The following is an 18,622-nucleotide window of genomic DNA, read 5'->3' on the forward strand; positions in this document are numbered from 1 at the left end:
AAACACCCATAAGCCCGCATAATTGCGGGCTTTTTTCGTTCTTGGCGTAGCAATGTCTGGCAAATTTTCGCATCGCCAAGCACCCCGTTTCTATGGCATGGTAGATGGTACGATTTGAACCTGATGCCATGTTCGGCACTCGATACCATGCCGCCCCTGATGGGGTGTTCATGGTATTGAATTTAGGTAACACATTGTTCTTAAAGATGTTTTTTGAGAATTTGTGGGGCTTTTTGAGCATGGTATTTTTGAGAGGAAACCTAACCCGACCATGCTGACCGATACCAAGCTGCGCAACCTCAAGCCAAAGGACAAGCTCTACAAAGTGAATGACCGTGACGGCCTCTACGTGGCCATCACGCCAGCGGGTTCGATTTCATTCCGCTACAACTACTCGATCCACGGTAGGCAGGAGACCATCACCTTCGGCCGCTACGGTGTCGGAGGGATCACGCTAGCGGAAGCCCGCGAACGGCTGGGCGAAGCCAAGAAGATGATCGCCGCAGGGAAATCTCCAGCCAAAGAGAAGGCGCGGGACAAAGCCCGCGTTAAGGACGCTGAAAACTTTGGTGCTTGGGGCGAAAAATGGCTACGCGGATATCAAATGGCGGACGTTACCCGCGATATGCGTCGAGCTACCTTCGAGCGCGAGCTTAAGCCGAAGTTCGGTAACCAGAAGCTGACAGAAATCACCCATGAGGATTTACGGGCGCTGACTGATGCGATTGTGGAGCGCGGGGCACCGGCAACGGCCGTGCTTTGCCGCGAAATTGTGATGCAGGTCTTCCGTTGGGCTATAGAACGCGGCCAGAAGGTTGAGAACCCGGCCGATCTGGTGCGCCCGTCGACTATTGCAAAGTTTGAGCCGCGAGATCGAGCACTTACGCCCGATGAAATCGGCTTGATGTACCAGTACATGGAGCGCATTGGCACCACACCTTCGATCCGCGCGGCCGCCAAGTTGCTGTTGCTGACGATGGTACGCAAAAGCGAACTGACCAACGCAACGTGGAGCGAAATCAATTTCACCGAAGCGCTCTGGACAATCCCCAAGGAGCGGATGAAGCGCCGCAATCCCCATCTGGTGTTCCTGTCGAGGCAGGCGCTCGACATTTTCATAGCTCTGAAAACCTTCGCGGGCGGCTCGGAGTACGTGCTGCCATCGCGCTATGACTCGGACTTGCCGATGAGCAGCGCCACGCTCAATCAGGTGCTCACGCTGACCTATCGTCTGGCCCAGAAGGAAGGGCAGTCGCTTGGCAAGTTCGGACCGCACGACTTGCGGCGTACAGCCAGCACGCTGCTGCATGAGGCAGGCTATAACACTGACTGGATCGAGAAGTGCCTTGCGCACGAACAGAAGGGCGTTCGAGCCATCTACAACAAGGCCGAGTACCGCGATCAGCGCCGGGCAATGCTACAGGATTGGGCGGACATGATTGACGAGTGGACAATCAGGAAGCCCCGCCTCAAGGACTGATTCGGAGTCTTGAGACCTGCATTTTGTAGCGAAATGCCCACTTCGGTGGGCTTTTTTTTGTCCGTAAAACGTATTCCATATGGACAGGCAATTTTCGCTATCTGCGTCAAATAAAGTGCCAAGAAAAACAAAGAATTGCGAAGGTTTTTGTTTTGAAAGGCGGACAATTTACGGACACTAAGGTATTGATTTTATTGAGAAAAAGTTCTCTATACTGCTGGAAATCACCGGCATTGTGGGGCAATAATTAAACCTCGGGCGATGACAAAACGAGGTATTCGGTGTGGAAAGAGAATTAAGGAGAGTGAGTAAAGTTCTCATTAGCAAAAAGCAGCTGCTGGAGATGATTCCACTGTGCGAGCGCACGATCTACAACTTTGAAAAGCAGGGAAAATTCCCTCAGCGCATCGCACTTAGTAGTCGCAAGGTCGTGTGGGATTTAGCCGAGGTCGAGGCATGGATTGATGCGTGCAAACATTCCGGCTCGGCCCCTCGTCCCGGAATGGGGGCCTGAATTGTGGCGGCCAACTTGCAGGCGACATTTACGAGTAGACCGCTTGTACTGGGCTTAATACAGCTCCGGTTGGGCCGTGCATGAGTAGCCGAAACAGCGGTCTTAAGCCCATAGGCGCAATAGGCGACTCTGGCGGGCTACTGGAACGCCTTGAAAATATCAGGAAGCGGAACAGTGACCGAACTCCGGCTGCTGAACGCGGTAGACCGTCTAACGTCTCGACCGTGCATGAACAGATGGAAAGGGCAAAAGAGCGGGACAAAGCGTTGTCACTTGTCCGCAAGCCTCCACAAGGCGACGCTCAGCCAGATTTTTTTGCGCCCAGCCTTTATGACGTGGGCGGCCGCGACAATCGCAGCGTCATGGATGTGGCCGTGTTCCGTTTATCCAAGAAGGACAAGCGAGCCGGAGAACTGATCCGCTACGACCTGCCGGATGGATACGTGGAAGTGTCCGCAGGAGCGCACGGAATGGCCTCCGTTTGGGACTACGACATTGTGCTGATGATGGTGTCTCACTTGACCGAAGCTATGAACCGCTATCGAGAAGGAAAGGGTGGCAAGCCGGGGAGAGTGTTTCGGCTGCATGTTAGCGACATCCTCAGATTTGCCCGACGTGGTAACGGTAGTAGTCAGGTTAAGGGAGTGGAAGCCGCGCTAGATCGGTTGCGGGGTACTACCATCAAGACAGTGCGCGAAAGCGGCAAGTTCCGGACAACCGAAGCCGAGGGGCTGATCGCGCGCTATCGTGTTCTGTCACGCACGGACACCAAGAAGATAAGTTCTGTCGAGATTGAAGCCCCGGAGTGGATTTATCGAGAAGTCACCGAGGGCAAGCGGCCGGAGGTACTTACAGTACACCGGGACTACTTTCTGATCGAGCCGGGCATAGGACGCTTTATCTACCGACTGGCTCGCCGTGCCGCAGGCAGGGATAGCGCTAAATGGGCTTTCAAGACCCTTTACGAACGCAGTGGAAGCGGTGGCTCGTTCAAAAAATTCTGTTTCTTCCTTCGCGGGATCATCAAAGCCGATGACCTGCCTGAATATGCCTTGTGCGAAGAAGCGGGGAAGGATGGCCCTCTACTGGTCATGAGGCACCGCAATTCCTCGTCGGAACCGCTGGGCGGTTCCTAATAGACGGTGAGTGAGATCGCAAAAGAGCCCCGTTGCGGGCTTTTTTCATTTTGATTGACGGACAGTTTACGGACAAAGTGGGAACAACCCGCCACGCTGTGGATAGAGTGTCTATTAGGAACCTGAAACCGTCTATTAGGAACCGTTTCGCCGTCTATTAGGAACCGGTATCCGTCTATTAGGAACCGGCATTGCGCGTAATTCATTGAATTAAAAGAGTAAATTTCCTTCTTTTTACGCTAAATCTTTTAAAACTATATATAAAACTGTTTAAAACCCTTTTGCCTGTGCATAAGTCGATGGCCCCCATCCGTTAGTTCGGAACTCCTATTGGTGCGAAATCGCGCCACGATCCAAAAGCGTGGCCCCTGCGGGGTTCCCACCGCTTCGCGGCAGCTCCCCTCCCTCATGAAAGGCGTTCGCTCCGCCCCAAGGCGCTGGCCGAGCTTGCTGCCGTGGGTTGGAGGCTGGACGAGTACGCTAAGGGCAAATGGGAAACGGGCGACCCAAGGCATCCGACCGTAACGCTGCTCCCCCTGTTTAATGGCACCTCACCCCCTATTTAACAGTACCCAACCCCCTGCTTAACGGCACCCGGCCAGTTTCTGAAAACCCAGCAACGGCGGGCCTTTGCGGGCCGTTCGCAAATTCCATCCAAGATTCTCTAAGAATCTCCAGCATGCGCGCTAAGCGCCGCGCCTTGATGGCGCAGCTCATCGCTTGCTGCTCTTGGTCGGCCTACGGCCGTTGGGCACCAAAAAAAGGTAGGGCGGGCCTGCCGTCGTCGACGCGGTTAGTTCCGTCGATTACCCACCGGTCGCAGCACCTGGTCGAGCCGTTGAAACCGGCAAAAAGACATCAGGCACCAAAAAGGGAAGGGCAGGGCCAAAACCCACATAAGGCCTCTAACGGCCTGCGAAAGCGTTCCAGAATCCCTCCCGTATGGGTCGTGGCGGCGTTTTTTCAGTGTCGGAATGGGGTTTGGCTATCATGTGTGAAAACTTCTCACAGCGCGATACACGCCGTTTTTGCGGTGTGTAATAGACGGCTGCCCCCACTGACCCTGTGCCCCGTGTATCGGGGTTATCTTCACAGGGGCGGCTGCCCCTACTTTGAAACGAGTGTCAGGCTTCGCAGGCGGCCCGGAGAGCCGTTTTCAGAGGGGGCTAGAGTTGTGGTGGCGGGGAGGACCATAAAAGCGCTTACGCTGTCATTACAGCCGATTTGCGAGACGTAGGGCCGGATCGGCCGGAGCCTTTCTTTTGGTGCCCATAAAAAAGCCCTGCACTTGGCAGGGCGGGCGAGATCATTTGCGGCGCTGCTGGCGCTCCCTTAGTGCTTGTTCGGACATGATGGCCATGCGCAGTTGCTCTATCATCACCACCTGATGTTTGCTTCCGAACAGGGGCAGGCGGTTGATGGACTGCGCCGCCCCAAACAGGCCATTAGCAGCCTTAAAGCGATAACGGTTCATGCGTTGCTCTCGTGGTTCCAGCCACCGCGCAAACGCATCGAGTTGCGGCCCATAGCCCCGCGAGCGCAGGTATTCGCGCAGCAAGTACATGCCGAAGGCGGCAGCGAAGGCCACCACGCAAAAAATCAGATATTCAATCATTGGTCAGTCTCCGGTGCATTGGCCGCCTTGGCAGCAGTTGATTGGGTTTCATCGCTCTGGCGGTTCCCAACCGCTATTGGCGCGTCAGCCTTAGCCACCGCTTCCGCTGACATGCCGGGCACCTTCATGCGAGCAAGGGTGCCGGGGATTGGTTTGCTATACGGGTTCATGCCTCACCTTCCTGTTTCGGGTTGTTGGATTTCTCCACGCCGTTCGGCTGAGCCGGGGCGGCGGACGGTTCTTGTGCGGGACGAATAACGTTTGTTTCTTCGGCAACATCCGCGGATACACCGCTGTTAGCTGGACGTTTTTCGTCACCCTCATCGCTGTCAGGCATTTGCGGTGGGGGGCCGCCGCCCATGCTCGCCGCGCCTTCCATACCCGGCACAGAGATAGCGGCGAGCGTCCCGAGGCCGCGGGCGGCCACACTAGCCAAGTTGTTCGCGCCGGAGGCCGCTTTTTTCAGTGTTTGCGCCGCCTGCTGCGGCCCACTCAGACCACTGCTGCGCGGAGTGTCGCTCTGGCTGTTGATGCCGCTACCTGACGGCGATTTGCCCGCCTGCGAGCCACCGACGCGAGAACCGGCTGACTGAGCTGCTGCGCTACCGCCCGTTGCCGTTCCTGTGGTCGCCGCACTGTTCATGGACGGCATGGCGGACGCTGCCGGGTTCTGCTGGCCACCGGCCATGCTGGCATTGATGCTGTCGGCCAGTCCACTGCCAGCGCCACCACCAGAACCGCCGCCCAAAGCACCCGCAGCACCACCGGCCGCGTTTGCGCCGCCCGCCATCATGGTGCCTGCCGCCAAGCCAGTAGCCGCCGCAGCGGCCGCCATTGCCATGCCGCCGATCGCACTGCCTCCCCCAAATGATGAGCCGGTGATCATGCCCGCAATCAGCTCCGGGATAGACCGAGACAGATAGGCGCACACCAAGGACAGGCCCAATAGTGTCAATGTTGGCCCAATAGTGCCGTCGTAGTTGGCGAACCACCTGTCCGATACGGACATAATCAGGCCGACAATCAAGGTCAGGACGAACAGCTTAGCGCCTACCGCAACGGCATAGCGAAGCGGGGCTATTGCAAATTCCCGTGTCCATTGTGAGCCGCCGAAACCGATGAACAGCACGGCCGCATTGATAATCACATACGACTCGACAAGCGTAACGAACATAAACGCGGCGATGAACGCGAAGCACAGCAAAATGATGACGCCGGATAGCGCAATCACAACCGCAGTTTCGAGGTCAAACAACGAAATGTTCGACAGGACTTTTTGTGCCAATTTGATAGCTAAGGTGAACACGTCACCGGGCATCAACTCCTGCGCAAACCCGGAGGCTTGCGATCCCGCTTCGCGGAAGCTGTTCACGATAGCCGTGCTCCACTCTGTGGAGTACGTCAGCAAGGCAAGGAAAAAGCCTATCGTCATGACGAACTTGATCAGCTCGCGGAACATTTCGCCAACATCGGCGCTTTGCCAAATCAGGTTGCCGAACGTCCAAACAAACTGAATCCCAGCGAGCAGGAACAGCAAGTTTCTGGCATAGCCCTGCAACTTTGGCCCCCACTGAGCAGACGCATTATGAATGTCTGTTAGCAGCCCGTTCATCTCCACATTACTTTGTAAACCGGCGGCCATTGCACTCCCGGTCATCAACAGCATGGCTATCCCGACGCAACTTAGAAAGAGTGGTCTACTCATAATCAAAACCCCTTCGACGGGCCGGGTTCGTCTTTCCCTTCCCAGAACTTTTTGGTAGCCGCCGCTTTTTGCTTCTGTGAAGCCGAACATTCTTCGCCCGAAGAAATGACGACGCTAGTCATTACGGCCCCACCCACAGCAGAACCGAGACACAACACCAAAAGAAGAATCTTAGAAATCGTCATAATCAAAACCCCTTGGATGGGCCGGGAGTGTCTGTACCTCCCCAGAACCTTTCACTGGCCGCGTCCTTCACGGCTTCCTGTTCGGTTTGTTTGGCCATGTAGTTGCCTTGCAGGGTGATTTGCGTGGCCACCAGATCGCGCAGTTTCTGGAGCTGCTGCACGTTCTGCGCCGCAATCTCGTTCCCGGCTTGAATGGCCTGCTGACGGCCAACGGCCGACTGCGAACGGCTCACCAACTGATCCAGCATCGCGTTCTCATCCTCGAATGTGCTCGTATTTACGCCAGCGGCCTGCATGGCCATGCGGGCGTTATCGAAGCCGGATTGTGCCCAGTCCCGATAGCGCTGCGGCATGTTGTTTTGCCCTTGGCCAATCGAGTTCAGATAGCTGTCATAGCCCTTGAACTGCTGGCGAAACTGTTCGCCCAGATTGCTGATGTTGCGGCCGAGCGACTGCGCCGAGTTGTAGACGCTGACCACGCGCTGAAGGTCGCCAGTGATGGTGTTGAACATGCGGCTGGGCAGTGACATGCCCTGCTTAATCATGTTGTCGTACTGCTGGATCTGCGTCTGCAACTGCTGGGCCGTGTTCAGTTGCGTGTTGACCGCTTCGGCGTACTCGTACATCTGCTGATAGAACGTCGAGCAGTTCGAGCAGTAGATGGCATAGGCCGGAGCCGGTGCCATGTAGAGACTTACACCAAGGCCTGCGCTTGCGATTGCAAGAGCGAGCGCCGCGCCTCGACCGAATTTTCGGGCGGCATAAGCCGACATTTTTTGCGATTCTAGTTCCATACCGAATGCCTCGTTTTGTCATCGTCCGAGATTTGATTATTGACCGATATGGAGCAGTTTTAAATATGCGGATAATCTCGTATCCGCATAGAATTCAATGGTTTATGTCCGTAACTGTCCGTCAAGCTTCCCGCGATTGGTGTTCAAAACTATGATTTTGAACGCGTTTTTCATGACGAGCGGAACGAGCTTGGTTGTCCGTTTTGATACGTTTTGCGGACAAAAAAAAGCCCACCGAAGTGAGCTTTTGATAGGGCAGTGCGCGGCGTCAGTGGGCAGCGTAATAGGGATTCTGTGCGCGATAGAGGTCACGCTCCGGTTCAGGAATGTGTAGCGTTTCAAGGTGCCAATCTTCGAGTGAAGAAGCCAGCTCGGCCGCTATGCGCTGGGCTTCCATAACGCTGTTGCTAGGCCGCCCACTGGCTCGACCGAGGCAGGCTTGCAGTTCGTTGAGTTGATTGGCCAATGCGCTGATGCGGTGAGCTGTCTTCATGATCAATTCCCCTTGCTGATCCTTTCCACGATTCTGTCGAATTCTTCCCGGACCTGATCGTCCGTAAGCTCAAGATTAACCAATCCTGACTTTATTGCAATTCTTCCGATTCTTTCTGCTGCCTCATTGTCGAGTTTTGCCAATCTGGCTTTCGCCATTTCAAGCTCTGAAAGGGCATCAGAACGGCGCTCTGCGAGGGTTTTTCGTGCCATGATTACTCCGTTGTTTCTTGATGATCGAGTTTCGAAAAAAAGCGCGTAAACGGAGGCTATGTTCTCACCCGAGTCGAGCAATTTACAAGACTTAGATTTGGCTGGCCTAGCTGATGGCCTCTCAAAGCCCCCTCCTTTTGGTGTCAGTCCGTCCCTGATGCTCATGAACTCAGTCGGAAACGCGTTTTTATGCGAATGTATGCGATTCTATGCGATTAGAAGAATTGATTAATGCGATGCTACGCGAATGTATGCGAATTAGCGCGAATGTACGCGATTACGCCATATTTTACTGGCCATTCTGCTCCAGTCGCATAGAATCGCATGAAGCAGTACGGCAAGATGTGTGTTGTACCGGTACGGGCAAGCCCGCACCAGTCCAACACCGCCCCTTACTCACCTGCGGTTCGACGGCATCTTGCTCTGCGAGGCTGTCAGTCGCTCCGCGACATTTACACCAAAGAGGAAAGGCTTATGGCCGGTGAAAATGCGATTGAGGCTATCAAGCCGCATTCGCGTGGGACACGTCCACGGCGGGAGCGAATTGAGGTTTGGGTCAGCATTGATGAGAAAAAAGAGTTAGCCGAAAGGGCCGATCAGGCGGGGTTGTCGAATGCCGCTTTCCTTCGCGCTGTTGGGCTGAATCTGCCTATAGGTTCACGGGCCGATTTGGAAGCTGTCCGCCAGTTGGCAAAGGTGAATGGCGACCTCGGCCGGGTGGCCGGATTGCTGAAATTGTGGCTCGCTGAGAAACGCGGTCAGGGCGCGCGACCGATTGACGTAGAAGCGATGATGATGGATTTCCGCGCAATCCAAGAGGACATGCGGGCGCTCATGGGGAGGATTTCCAAATGATCGCACATCGCATCAACCGTGAACGCAAGGCCTCAAGCCCAGCCCGGTTAATCAAGTATATGGTGGCGGCCAAGGGCGGCATTGACCCGACGAGCTGGGAGCGCACGGCCGATTACATTCTGGATTCCGCCAATGGCACGACCGAGGGCGAGAAGGTCGCCAGCTACCGCGTTACCAACTGCGGCACGGATGATCCGGCAGATGCCGCAATCTTGATCCAAGCCACGCAAGCGGCTAACACCAGGTCGAAGGCGGAAAAGACCTACCACTTTGTCTATTCCTTCCCGCCCGGCGAGCAGCCAGACCTTGAGACGCTGCACGCCATCGAAGACGAACTATGCGCTGCCATCGGCCTCGATGAGCACCAGCGTGTATCAGCGGTTCATATCGACACCGATAACCTGCATGTGCATGTGGCCATCAACAAGGTTCACCCGACCGGGTTACAGAACATTGAACCCTATTACGATCAGTTCCGCCTGATGGAGGCCTGTGAGCGTCTTGAGGTAGAGCACGGCTTGCAAACAACGTTTCATGGTCTGGAGGCAAAGCAGCGGCATCAGAACCGCGACATTGAGCTGTTGCCAGCGAAAGCCCCAGAGCAGCGCGACAGCCTATTCCGTGAACACCTTAGAAACGCTTACGACCTCAGCATATCGAAGCCTCCTGAAGCCAAAACCCTGAACGGGTTGCGCAAGCTGTCCGATACCCGTCTACAGAGACAGTCAGCAGATAAAGCGGAGCCAGTCCGCATCGGCGCGAAGGTGGCCAGCGTGGAGGCGCAGTCCGGCATCGAGACGCTGACCGGGTACGCGGCCCGCGAGCTGGCCCCGGCGATGCGACAGGCGACGAGCTGGCAGGAGCTGCACGGCGCAGCGGCCGAACACGGCCTAGAGATTCGCCAGCGCGGCGCTGGCCTTGTCATCGGCGAGCCAGATTCAGGCATTTGGGCGAAGGCCAGCAACGTCGGCCGCGACCTTTCCATGAAGGCCCTAACTGACCGTCTTGGCCCGTTCCAGCCTTCCGAACGGCAGGCCGAGGCGAAGGCGAACCGCAAGCGGTACGAGCCACGACCCCGGCGGCCGGATAACCCGACGACAGCGGGCCTGTTCAATCAGTACCAGCGCGAGCGACAGGCGGCCATTCTGGCCCGCCGTCAGGGCCTCGACCAGATCAAGCGCGAGAGTGCAGCTTTCAATGCGCAGGTTAAGCAGTGGAGCCAGACAGAGCGAATGCTTTTGAAGGTCGCGGGCAAGGGGCCGACCAAACGCCTGATGTACGGCACTATCAAACAGCAGGCCGACGCCTCGCGCCAAAAGAACCGGCAGAGCGCTGACGCTCGCCGTCAGGCGCTGTTCAAACAGACGACGATGCCCACTTGGGCCGACTGGCTGACGCAGCAGGCCGAGCGCGGCAACGCCGAGGCGCTGGCCGTGCTGCGCGACCGCGAGGAACGGACACGCCGCTGGAACGGGGAGCTACTGACCGCCGACCGGGCCGACAAGGCCAAGGCTGTTGTTCTCGACAAGCTCAAGCCCAAGGCCCGGAAAGACGGGACGATGGCGTACAGTACCATCGACGGCGGCATGGTGATCGACCGGAAGACGCACGTTCAGGCGCAGAAAGCCACGACCGGCGCGGCACTGGTTGCGCTCGAACTGGCGTCCAAGCGGTTCGAGGGCCAAGCCCTCATCGTGGAAGGCACAGACGAGTTCCGGCTTGAAGTCGCCCAGCTCGCCGGTATGCACGGCCTTAAGGTCACGTTCACCGATCCGGCGATGGAGCGTATGCGCCGCGAGACGGCCGAGCATAAGGAAATGGAGAAGGCCTTTCAGACCGAGGTATACGCTCCGAAGGACACCAAAAAGGGAGAGGCGAGCGATATGCCAGGCGTGGCCCCACAGCGTAGGCAGATGCAACCGAAGGACCGCTCTAATGGACTGATATAGCTGAAAACATCGTTCACTGACTCGTCAGAAAGTAGGTTGTCCTGCGTTATTGGCACTGTTCTATGCTGACGAGGCATTATCCCATAAAGTGTATGGGTTGAATCTTGGAAAGAATAATTAGTAGGAGCTTTAATGCATCTAATAATGCTCGATACATGTGTTTGGCTTGATATTTCGTCTCAAAAAGCTGAATTGCCGATGCTTACTGCCATAGAACATCTGGTGCAGGATGGGAGTATCAAAATACTACTGCCCGATCTGATACGTGCCGAGTACGAACGAAATAAAGATAGGGTGATTGAGGCTACGCGAAAACGGCTCGCCAGTGAATTTCGAGTAATTAAAGGGGTGGTTGAGTCGTTTGGCGGTGAAGGTAAAGAGACTGCGCTCAAAACCTTGGATGATGTTAATCACAGGCTGCCTATTCTTTCCGAAGTAAATCAAAACACAGTAAATCGTGTTACCAAACTTTTTGACATGGCCCACGAAGTTGTAATCTCTGATGTCGCAAAAATCAGAGCAGCAGAGCGGGCTATCGCTAAGAAGGCACCGTTCCATAAGCAGAAGAATAGTGTTGCTGACGCAGTGTTAGCAGAGACTTTCCAAGAGTTTCGGGTGTCACACGCAAGTGAGTACGAAACCTTTAGATTTGTCACTCATAATGTCACGGATTTTTCCGGCAAAGACCACAGGCAGCCACACGACGATTTCGCAGATATTTTTGACGGCAGCAGCTCTTTATTCTTTAACGCCACAAGCTCTGCCATCGAGGATTTGCTCGATCTTGAAGAATTTCACTATGAGAATAGCTTTGCTTGGGAGGACGAAACTCGTGGGCTTCAGGAAATCATGTCTGCGATGGACGAGTTGTTCGATAAAGTTTGGTACAACCGCCATATGAACATGATGTATCACCTAGATAATGGTGACATAGAGATCGTCCCCGCTGGCACAAAACGCTACGGCAATGATGTGATTCACGAAGATATCCTCGGCCAAGCAGAAATTGCAGCTCAACGGGTCAGGGATAAATATGAAGATACTGGGCCTTGGAGCGACTTTGAATGGGGGATGCTCAATGGGAAGCTCTCTGCCCTGCGATGGGTCTTGGGGGATGAGTGGGACATGCTCGACACGTAAGTAAGGATGATATCGCTTCTTATCTATCCCAATGCAAATCCAATTGAGAGCGTGAGTGTCCCGATATTTTATGTCGATGGCCGTATATCCAGCGATTTCATTTGTCAGATGTTCGATTGGATTGTGCAATCCAATCGAACATTCATAATAATTAGTCTATAAATACTGCCGTTCTGAGGACGCAAATGGGCAATGTAACAATTATTACCAATGCTATTGGGCGTTTTGCCAACGCCATGCGGCTCTATGGTGAAGCCTTCATCAGATATCGAGGGCTGGCAGCAATCGACCGTGAAGAGGCTATCCACAACCTCGACCGAGCATTTGAGCAAAATCTTGAGAGTTTTCATACGTTATATGATGTATCGCAAGGGATGTTTGACTTTCATGCTCATCCGGATACCAGTCTCCTAATTGCTATTCGTAATGCTCTTCATCATCGTGACCATCCTTTGTTCCATAGTCTTCTTCAGACTATTTGGTTGGACGGGGAGCCAGAGCGTCTGCTTGGAGCGGAGTATTTAATGGCTAGGCATCGAACGACGGGTGGCAATCCCCCGCCGATGATGCACTTGATCAAGTTGGAAGATATATACAGTCGCCTCGACCCACGTCGTGAATCGGTGCACATAAATCCAATGGGTAAGAGCAATGCTTTATCTAGATTTATCACTCTGGAAAATGGCCTTGCCTTCGAGAGAGTGTGGGCCAAAGCAAAAAAAGATCGCTATCCTACCAAGCAGGTGTATTTGGACTTGTTGCCGATATTTAATTCTGCGGTTTCGAGAGTTTTTGCTGCATTGGATACGGCTGGAGTGCCGTTTCAAGGGTTTGATGCAAACGCCTATAAATCTACATTTATTGATGAATTAAAGACAGACCTTCAACATTTCGATTTCTTTGGTCTGCGTATGCATGCGCTACAGATAGAATTAGGCCCGAAGTTCACAATCCAAGAGGCCTCTATCAGACGGGGCTGTACCTACGAAAAGGTGATGGAGGACGAATAGACGTCTATTATCGGGGTAAGGATGGTGCAGATATCATGACCTTGGCTAGGAGAATGGCATCAAATGAAAGACAGACCACATAGAGAGGCGATGGCCGAGCAATTCCGGGCCGATCCGACTTATGCGGCGGAGTTGCTTGCCGAAGTCCGTCGCGACGGCAACCCGGACGAGCTGGCAATTCTGTTGCGGCAGATGCATGAGGCGTTCGGGGACGATTGCACGCGTTCCGGCTCTGCAACGAGGCAACTATGACGCAAGCAGCTTGGACCCGCGATGGTCGGCCGGTGGATGCGGCTTCTATTCCCGGCGCCGAGTGGGAGGCGTTGAAGGCGGCGGCGCAGTTAGGTGACTTCATGATGCCTTGCTGCAAGGCACCGGCAGTACTCAAGACAAGCATCAATGGCTTGCCTTTCTTCGCCCATCTGTCGGACGAGTGCAGTACTGCGCCCGAGACAAAATGGCATAAGTCGGGTAAGACCGCAGTGATGGCCGCCTTAACCGGCATGGGTATCGAGAACCGCGACGAGGTGCCGGGCCGATCACCAAGCGGCGACAAGTGGGAGGCTGATGTTCTCTTTTCGGTTTCCGGTCGCACCATCGTAATCGAGCTGCAACGCTCCTACCAGCATCTACGCGACTTCACACGTCGTCAGGAGCGGTACACTGCATCGGGCGTTGAGTGCTACTGGCTGGTCCGCAAGGAGACATTCATGACTTTAGGCAAGGCCACGTCGCGCCTGCTGTTGAAGCGTGATTTCGGCAACGTGTTTCCGCCCAGTGGAATTGGTACGGGCATGCTGCCCGAGCTGCCGGTGGCGATGCTGGACACCGAGGGCGAGCAACTGGTTCAGTTCGGCGGGTTCAAGAGCGCGACTGTTCCTGTTTGGCTGTCAGGCATCCTCAATGGTGCATACCAATATCGCGGCGGCTCGTGGAATCTTGACTGATCTTAGATGCGCGACATGGCATTATTCATGGTATTGTGAAACCGTCTAGTAATTAAGCTATTGATGTATAAGGAATTTTTATAGATTTTAATAATTGAGTGGATAAGCCGATAATCCTTCCTGTGTTTACATGAACAGGTAAAAATGAATTTAACCCTCTGTTTTTGCAGAGGGTTTTTGTTTATGTGCATAGATGAGTTTTCTGTGTAGCGCACAGCTCCTGACGGCAAATTTGACGTAATTACGAACCCACGAAGGTTGGCTGTATCTTGCCGTGGTCGTTGATTTGTTCTCGCGCAAAGTTATCGGCTGGTCAATGCAACCACGAATGACAAAAGATATTGTCCTGAATGCGCTTCTGATGGCCGTGTGGCGACGTCATCCCAAAAACAGGTGCTGGTTCATTCTGATCAGGATAGTCAGTACACCCGCTATGAATGGCTGAAATCGCACGGACTGGAGGGCAGTATGAGCCGTCGTGGCAACTGTCATGACAATGCGGTTGCAGAAAGCTTTTTCCAGCTACTGAAGCGTGAACGGATAAAGAAAAAGATCTACCAACGACTCAGAAGTGCCCAGGTTATTCGTGGCGATTCAGCCCAAATAAGGGGTATTTAAAATATAATAACTTTATTCTTCAACTATATAACCAACGTCCAGCTTTAGCACTTTCAACGAGCATACCAACCGTTAGTGGCTTACGCGGATCAGGCTCTTTACTTCCAAAGTACTCTGGATTCAGATAGTTGAGTATGTCAAATCCTTCTGGATCTACATTCCAACGCTTGAAGTACTCTTGTAGAAGTTCTTCACTATCTTCAAAAACGAGTTTAAGATCATCCCTAATACTGGTATCAAGCGTGATGGTTCGCTTTGGCCCACAGAGAAAGTACTTTTTAGTGTTATATTCCTGATCGATAAAATCGATAATTTCTTTCTTAATATCTCTCATTAGAAGTACGTCCACTGAATGCGATCTTTAGGAACCGCCACACGATTAAATGTATCTTTAATATCACGCTGGATATCATAAATCGTAGTGAATGTCATAACCCAACCGAGCCAGGGTACATTACGACCAACGAAACGACCTAAATTATTCGTTGAGCTTAGCTGTAATGAGTTGATGGTTTTGCCTGTCAACGTTGGTAATCTGATCCCAGGTGGCAGTTTATAGTTCAACCAATTACTGATGTACTTAGAAGCAATTGATGTTCCTGGAGTTGTCCCACGAGGTTTACCCCTCGTAGGTAGAACTGGTTGCCCTGAGATAACCAGTGCAGCATCGACCGCTGAGATCCCCAGATGATCGCTCACAACGGCGATGGTGATAGCCCACCATAGTTGTTGTGGTGTCAGGTTGGATAACCCGCCGTAGAAGTACGTACCATTCAATGTTTCAGTAGTGTCCATTTACTCACCCCTTCTAACCATGACCAAAAATTATACAACACCTAATCTCTTTGTTCTAACTAATAATTACGGGGTAGTAAGCGATTCACCTCTTTGAAAAAAAAGATCATCGGGGTTGTTTTGCAGTACATGATAGGGGCACGCTGAAGGCTATCGGGTTTTGTATTCGGTCGAGGGAATCTTAGTAACCGCGCATGTGATCTTATCACCCAGGCAGGATATCCCGCGGTTGCTCTTTAAGCGTCTGATCATGGCCTGAACCCATTGAGTGGGTTGTCTTTTTGCGTTAACGCTAAAGCTTCTTTTTCTTGCGCGGGCTTTTTAACGGATAACAGCTTAACGTTGTCCCGGTGTGGTGACAGAAAGCGATGACTGTTGCGCTTCTTTTTTATCCTGATGGTGCTGCCAGGCGCCGATAGAAGAGTAGACGAAACGTCCAAAGAAGAAGAGAAAACTGATAAGCAGTACGATACGGGTCATGCGAGTGTTAAATCGATGTCGTTTTCGCATACTGTTGGCCTGACTCACAAAGGGTTCCTTAACGTTGGCCCAGCGGTATGGGCGGGATCAGGCTGGGTTCTTCAAGGGTATTATCAAGGCGAAGAACGTAACAAGCCTGCGTTCACTCTACATTAAGGCATACTGCGAACCGATGGTCAATTCCTCTTAATGTAAAATTGCGTCAGTTGATTTATCTTATATTGTTATGGAAGATAATTTTAGTATTTACATTAATAATAAATTAATGATAACAAAGAATAAAAAGGCGAATAAAGGCTGCAGGAGAAAGGTAATAATTGACTTAAATCAAATGTTACTTTTGTTTAATAATTACAATCGATGACTATCGTGTGATGTATATCGCATCATCAATTTAAAGTCAGGTGGGATGCCTGTCTGTTAACGCCCCTTTGGGATTGGGGGGTTCTGCTGAGCATCTATGAAACTAAATAAAACTTATATAAATATCAGAGATAAATGGTGGGGACTACCGCTCATCCTTCCTTCGATTTTACTACCTGTTTTAAGTAGCGCAAATACTTATGCGCTTACCAGCACTGGAAATGTGGTTCTTTTTTACCTGCCGTTAGCTTTTATGCTTAGCCTGATGCTCTTTTTCGGCTGGGCAGCACTGCCGGGCATTGTGCTTGCTATCTTCTGGCGCAGATACCCGCAGACAGGGCTGTATGAAACCCTTTCTGTGACGATGCACTTTATCATTACTATCGTGCTAAGCTGGGGCGGCTATCGTGTCTTTTCCCCCCGGCGAAACAATGTTTCCCACGGCGACGCCCACCTGTTGTTTCAACGAATATTCTGGCAGGTATTTTGTTCAGCAACATTATTTCTGGTCATCTACCAGTTTGCCGCTTTTGTTGGCATGTACGAAAGCAAAGCCAGCCTGATGGGGGTAATGCCCTTTAATATCAACACGCTGATTAATTACCAGGCGTTACTGGTCGGTAACCTTGTCGGCGTGCCATTGTGCTATTTTATTATTCGTACTCTCCGCAATCCGCTGCACCTGCGGGGGTATTATCAGCAATTAAAGCTACAGATTGATAGCAAGGCCACTAAAAAAGAGATCGTTATTTGGCTGGCCGTATTGACTACACTAATGTTTATACTGTGTATGCCATTGACTGATAATAGTTCAATATTTAGTACCAACTATACGCTTTCGTTATTATTGCCGGTCATGCTATGGGGCGCGATGCGCTATGGCTATAAGTTTATTTCAATTATCTGGGCCGTCGTGCTAATTACGTCGATTCATTATTATCAGCGTTATATGCCCTGGTATTCAGGTTATGATACGCAATTAGCGATTACCTCTTCGAGCTATCTGGTTTTTTCTTTTATTGTTAATTATATGTCTGTACTGGCCACGCGTCAGCGCGTAGTGAGTGGTCGCGCACGGCGGCTGGCCTATCTTGACCCGGTTGTACATCTTCCCAATTTACGTGCGTTAAACCGCGCGCTCCAAAATGCGCCCTGGTCTACGATCTGTTTTTTACACGTGCCGGGCCTGGAGCTATTGGGTAAAAATTATGGCGTCATGCTACGCATCCAGTATAAGCAAAAGCTCTCTCACTGGATTACGCCGATGCTGGCCTCAAATGAGTGCGTCTACCAGATGTCAGGGCACGACCTGGTGCTGCGTCTTAATACAGAGTCGCATCAGCAGCGTATTGAAGCGCTGGATAAACATATTAAGCAGTTTCGGTTTATCTGGGATGGACTGCCGCTACAGCCGCCTGTCGGCGTGAGCTACTGCTGCGTGCGTTCTCCGGTTAGCCACCTTTATCTTCTGCTGGGCGAATTAAGCACCAGTTCCGATCTTTCGTTGACGACTAACGCGCCGGAGGATTTACAGCGGCGCGGCGCAATGCACCTGCAGCGCGATTTGAAGGGCAGAATTGCGATGATGAATCGGCTGCAACAGGCGTTGGAGCACGATCATTTTTTCCTGATGGCGCAGCCTATTTTCGGCGTTCGTGGGGACGTTTACCATGAAATTTTACTGCGACTCAGGGATGACAACGGCGACGTTATCAACCCGGACAATTTTTTACCCGTGGCGCATGAGTTTGGTTTGTCTTCCGCTATCGATCTCTGGGTGATTGAAAACACGCTGCGGTTTATGGCGGCCAGCCGGGAATATATGCCCGCGCATCGTTTTGCCATTAATCTGTCGCCAACATCAGTATGCCGCGCTCGTTTCCCTGCAGAAGTTAAGCAACTGCTTACGCAATATCAGGTTGAACCCTGGCAACTGGTTTTTGAGGTAACGGAAAGCAACTCTCTCACCAATGCTGAGCAGGCGCAGTTGACGCTGGGACAGCTACAGCAGTTTGGCTGTCAGATAGCGATTGATGATTTCGGTACTGGCTACGCCAGCTATGCGCGGCTGAAAAACGTTGACGCCGATATTCTTAAAATTGACGGCAGTTTTATTCGCAATATAGTGTCAAACAGTCTCGATTATCAGATTGTGGCTTCTATTTGTCATTTAGCGCGAATGAAAAATATGCAGGTCGTCGCGGAGTATGTCGAGAGCGAAGAAATACGAAGCGTCGTGCTCTCGTTGGGAATCGACTATCTTCAGGGATATTTAATTGGCGAGCCGCAGCTATTATCTGAGATTCAGTAAAGGCAGACGCCGCGGCGCGG

At 52.5% G+C, this 18,622-nt stretch carries 21 protein-coding genes and 2 pseudogenes; 14 read left to right on the top strand and 9 right to left on the bottom strand.

Translation table 11 applies throughout. From position 1 onward, the window contains the following. Positions 1-271 precede the first annotated feature (271 nt). The 4 genes from ABVM99_RS13235 to ABVM99_RS13250 all read left to right on the top strand — a co-directional run bounded on the left by ABVM99_RS13235 (position 272) and on the right by ABVM99_RS13250 (position 3,696). The gene (locus ABVM99_RS13235) at positions 272-1,480 is read left to right on the top strand and encodes a site-specific integrase (RefSeq protein ID WP_001297323.1); all 1,209 of its coding nucleotides are present in this window, start codon (positions 272-274) and stop codon (positions 1,478-1,480) included. A 283-nt stretch (positions 1,481-1,763) separates the two neighbouring features. Continuing rightward, the gene (locus ABVM99_RS13240; RefSeq protein WP_001565729.1) at positions 1,764-1,994 is read left to right on the top strand and encodes an AlpA family transcriptional regulator; all 231 of its coding nucleotides are present in this window, start codon (positions 1,764-1,766) and stop codon (positions 1,992-1,994) included. Positions 1,995-2,074: 80 nt separating this feature from the next. Beyond that, positions 2,075-3,130, top strand: a complete 1,056-nt coding sequence (locus ABVM99_RS13245; protein WP_001565728.1) for a replication initiator protein A — start codon at positions 2,075-2,077, stop codon at positions 3,128-3,130. Between the two features lie 455 nt (positions 3,131-3,585). Beyond that, complete coding sequence (locus ABVM99_RS13250) at positions 3,586-3,696, top strand: hypothetical protein (RefSeq protein WP_229583742.1); 111 nt, start codon at positions 3,586-3,588, stop codon at positions 3,694-3,696. Positions 3,697-4,436: 740 nt separating this feature from the next. Here ABVM99_RS13250 and ABVM99_RS13255 read toward each other — a convergent pair. From ABVM99_RS13255 to ABVM99_RS13280, 6 genes are all read right to left on the bottom strand, one after another. Continuing rightward, complete coding sequence (locus ABVM99_RS13255; protein ID WP_001297325.1) at positions 4,437-4,745, bottom strand: hypothetical protein; 309 nt, start codon at positions 4,743-4,745, stop codon at positions 4,437-4,439. Between the two features lie 166 nt (positions 4,746-4,911). Then, complete coding sequence (gene trbL, locus ABVM99_RS13260; RefSeq protein WP_001565724.1) at positions 4,912-6,411, bottom strand: P-type conjugative transfer protein TrbL; 1,500 nt, start codon at positions 6,409-6,411, stop codon at positions 4,912-4,914. Positions 6,412-6,452: 41 nt separating this feature from the next. Beyond that, positions 6,453-6,635: a hypothetical protein gene (locus tag ABVM99_RS13265; RefSeq protein WP_001565722.1), complete on the bottom strand. Its 183-nt coding sequence runs from the start codon at positions 6,633-6,635 to the stop codon at positions 6,453-6,455. A gap of 2 nt (positions 6,636-6,637) precedes the next feature. After that, positions 6,638-7,429: a P-type conjugative transfer protein TrbJ gene (trbJ, locus tag ABVM99_RS13270; RefSeq protein ID WP_052938310.1), complete on the bottom strand. Its 792-nt coding sequence runs from the start codon at positions 7,427-7,429 to the stop codon at positions 6,638-6,640. A gap of 268 nt (positions 7,430-7,697) precedes the next feature. Next, complete coding sequence (locus ABVM99_RS13275) at positions 7,698-7,922, bottom strand: hypothetical protein (RefSeq protein WP_001565720.1); 225 nt, start codon at positions 7,920-7,922, stop codon at positions 7,698-7,700. 2 nt (positions 7,923-7,924) lie between these two features. Next, entirely contained in the window at positions 7,925-8,134 is a 210-nt protein-coding gene (locus ABVM99_RS13280) for a TraC family protein (RefSeq protein ID WP_000101768.1), read from the bottom strand. Between the two features lie 474 nt (positions 8,135-8,608). On the opposite strand from ABVM99_RS13280, the gene ABVM99_RS13285 reads away from it, so the two are divergent. The 7 genes and pseudogenes from ABVM99_RS13285 to ABVM99_RS13315 form a co-directional block, all read left to right on the top strand. After that, complete coding sequence (locus tag ABVM99_RS13285) at positions 8,609-8,989, top strand: plasmid mobilization protein (RefSeq protein WP_000896705.1); 381 nt, start codon at positions 8,609-8,611, stop codon at positions 8,987-8,989. After that, a complete protein-coding gene (gene traI / locus ABVM99_RS13290) occupies positions 8,986-10,938 on the top strand; it encodes a TraI/MobA(P) family conjugative relaxase (RefSeq protein WP_052938309.1) in 1,953 nt (650 codons plus the stop codon). The genes ABVM99_RS13285 and traI overlap by 4 nt, the downstream gene beginning before the upstream one ends. A gap of 132 nt (positions 10,939-11,070) precedes the next feature. Then, positions 11,071-12,078 (top strand): PIN domain-containing protein, encoded by a 1,008-nt coding sequence (locus ABVM99_RS13295; protein ID WP_001565718.1) that lies wholly within the window; start codon positions 11,071-11,073, stop codon positions 12,076-12,078. A 185-nt stretch (positions 12,079-12,263) separates the two neighbouring features. Continuing rightward, complete coding sequence (locus tag ABVM99_RS13300; protein ID WP_001565717.1) at positions 12,264-13,088, top strand: hypothetical protein; 825 nt, start codon at positions 12,264-12,266, stop codon at positions 13,086-13,088. A 63-nt stretch (positions 13,089-13,151) separates the two neighbouring features. Continuing rightward, complete coding sequence (locus ABVM99_RS13305; protein WP_001565716.1) at positions 13,152-13,340, top strand: hypothetical protein; 189 nt, start codon at positions 13,152-13,154, stop codon at positions 13,338-13,340. Further along, positions 13,337-14,035 (top strand): competence protein CoiA, encoded by a 699-nt coding sequence (locus tag ABVM99_RS13310; RefSeq protein ID WP_001565715.1) that lies wholly within the window; start codon positions 13,337-13,339, stop codon positions 14,033-14,035. Before ABVM99_RS13305 ends, ABVM99_RS13310 begins: the two co-directional genes overlap by 4 nt. Positions 14,036-14,276: 241 nt before the next feature. Continuing rightward, positions 14,277-14,596, top strand: a pseudogene (locus ABVM99_RS13315) (DDE-type integrase/transposase/recombinase); the annotation flags it as partial. A 76-nt stretch (positions 14,597-14,672) separates the two neighbouring features. Here the strand turns inward: ABVM99_RS13315 and ABVM99_RS13320 are convergent. Next, the gene (locus tag ABVM99_RS13320; RefSeq protein ID WP_023994424.1) at positions 14,673-15,002 is read right to left on the bottom strand and encodes a DUF1493 family protein; all 330 of its coding nucleotides are present in this window, start codon (positions 15,000-15,002) and stop codon (positions 14,673-14,675) included. After that, positions 14,987-15,448, bottom strand: coding sequence for an STM2901 family protein (locus ABVM99_RS13325; RefSeq protein WP_000381628.1), 462 nt, complete (start codon positions 15,446-15,448; stop codon positions 14,987-14,989). Before ABVM99_RS13325 ends, ABVM99_RS13320 begins: the two co-directional genes overlap by 16 nt. Before the next feature lie 139 nt (positions 15,449-15,587). Here ABVM99_RS13325 and ABVM99_RS13330 point away from each other — a divergent pair. Further along, positions 15,588-15,707, top strand: a pseudogene (locus ABVM99_RS13330) (hypothetical protein); the annotation flags it as partial. Between the two features lie 77 nt (positions 15,708-15,784). On the opposite strand, the gene ABVM99_RS13335 reads toward ABVM99_RS13330, so the two are convergent. Then, positions 15,785-15,976 carry a YfgG family protein gene (locus ABVM99_RS13335; protein WP_000075924.1) on the bottom strand — a complete coding sequence of 64 codons (192 nt, stop codon included), beginning with the start codon at positions 15,974-15,976 and terminating at the stop codon, positions 15,785-15,787. 178 nt (positions 15,977-16,154) lie between these two features. On the opposite strand from ABVM99_RS13335, the gene ABVM99_RS13340 reads away from it, so the two are divergent. Together ABVM99_RS13340 and ABVM99_RS13345 are read left to right on the top strand one after the other, a co-directional pair. Beyond that, positions 16,155-16,292, top strand: coding sequence for a hypothetical protein (locus tag ABVM99_RS13340; protein WP_001540598.1), 138 nt, complete (start codon positions 16,155-16,157; stop codon positions 16,290-16,292). A gap of 96 nt (positions 16,293-16,388) precedes the next feature. After that, positions 16,389-18,602, top strand: a complete 2,214-nt coding sequence (locus tag ABVM99_RS13345) for a sensor domain-containing phosphodiesterase (protein ID WP_000773648.1) — start codon at positions 16,389-16,391, stop codon at positions 18,600-18,602. Positions 18,603-18,622 lie beyond the last annotated feature (20 nt).

Source organism: Salmonella sp. SJTUF15591 (assembly GCF_043356435.1).
Lineage (GTDB): Bacteria > Pseudomonadota > Gammaproteobacteria > Enterobacterales > Enterobacteriaceae > Salmonella > Salmonella enterica.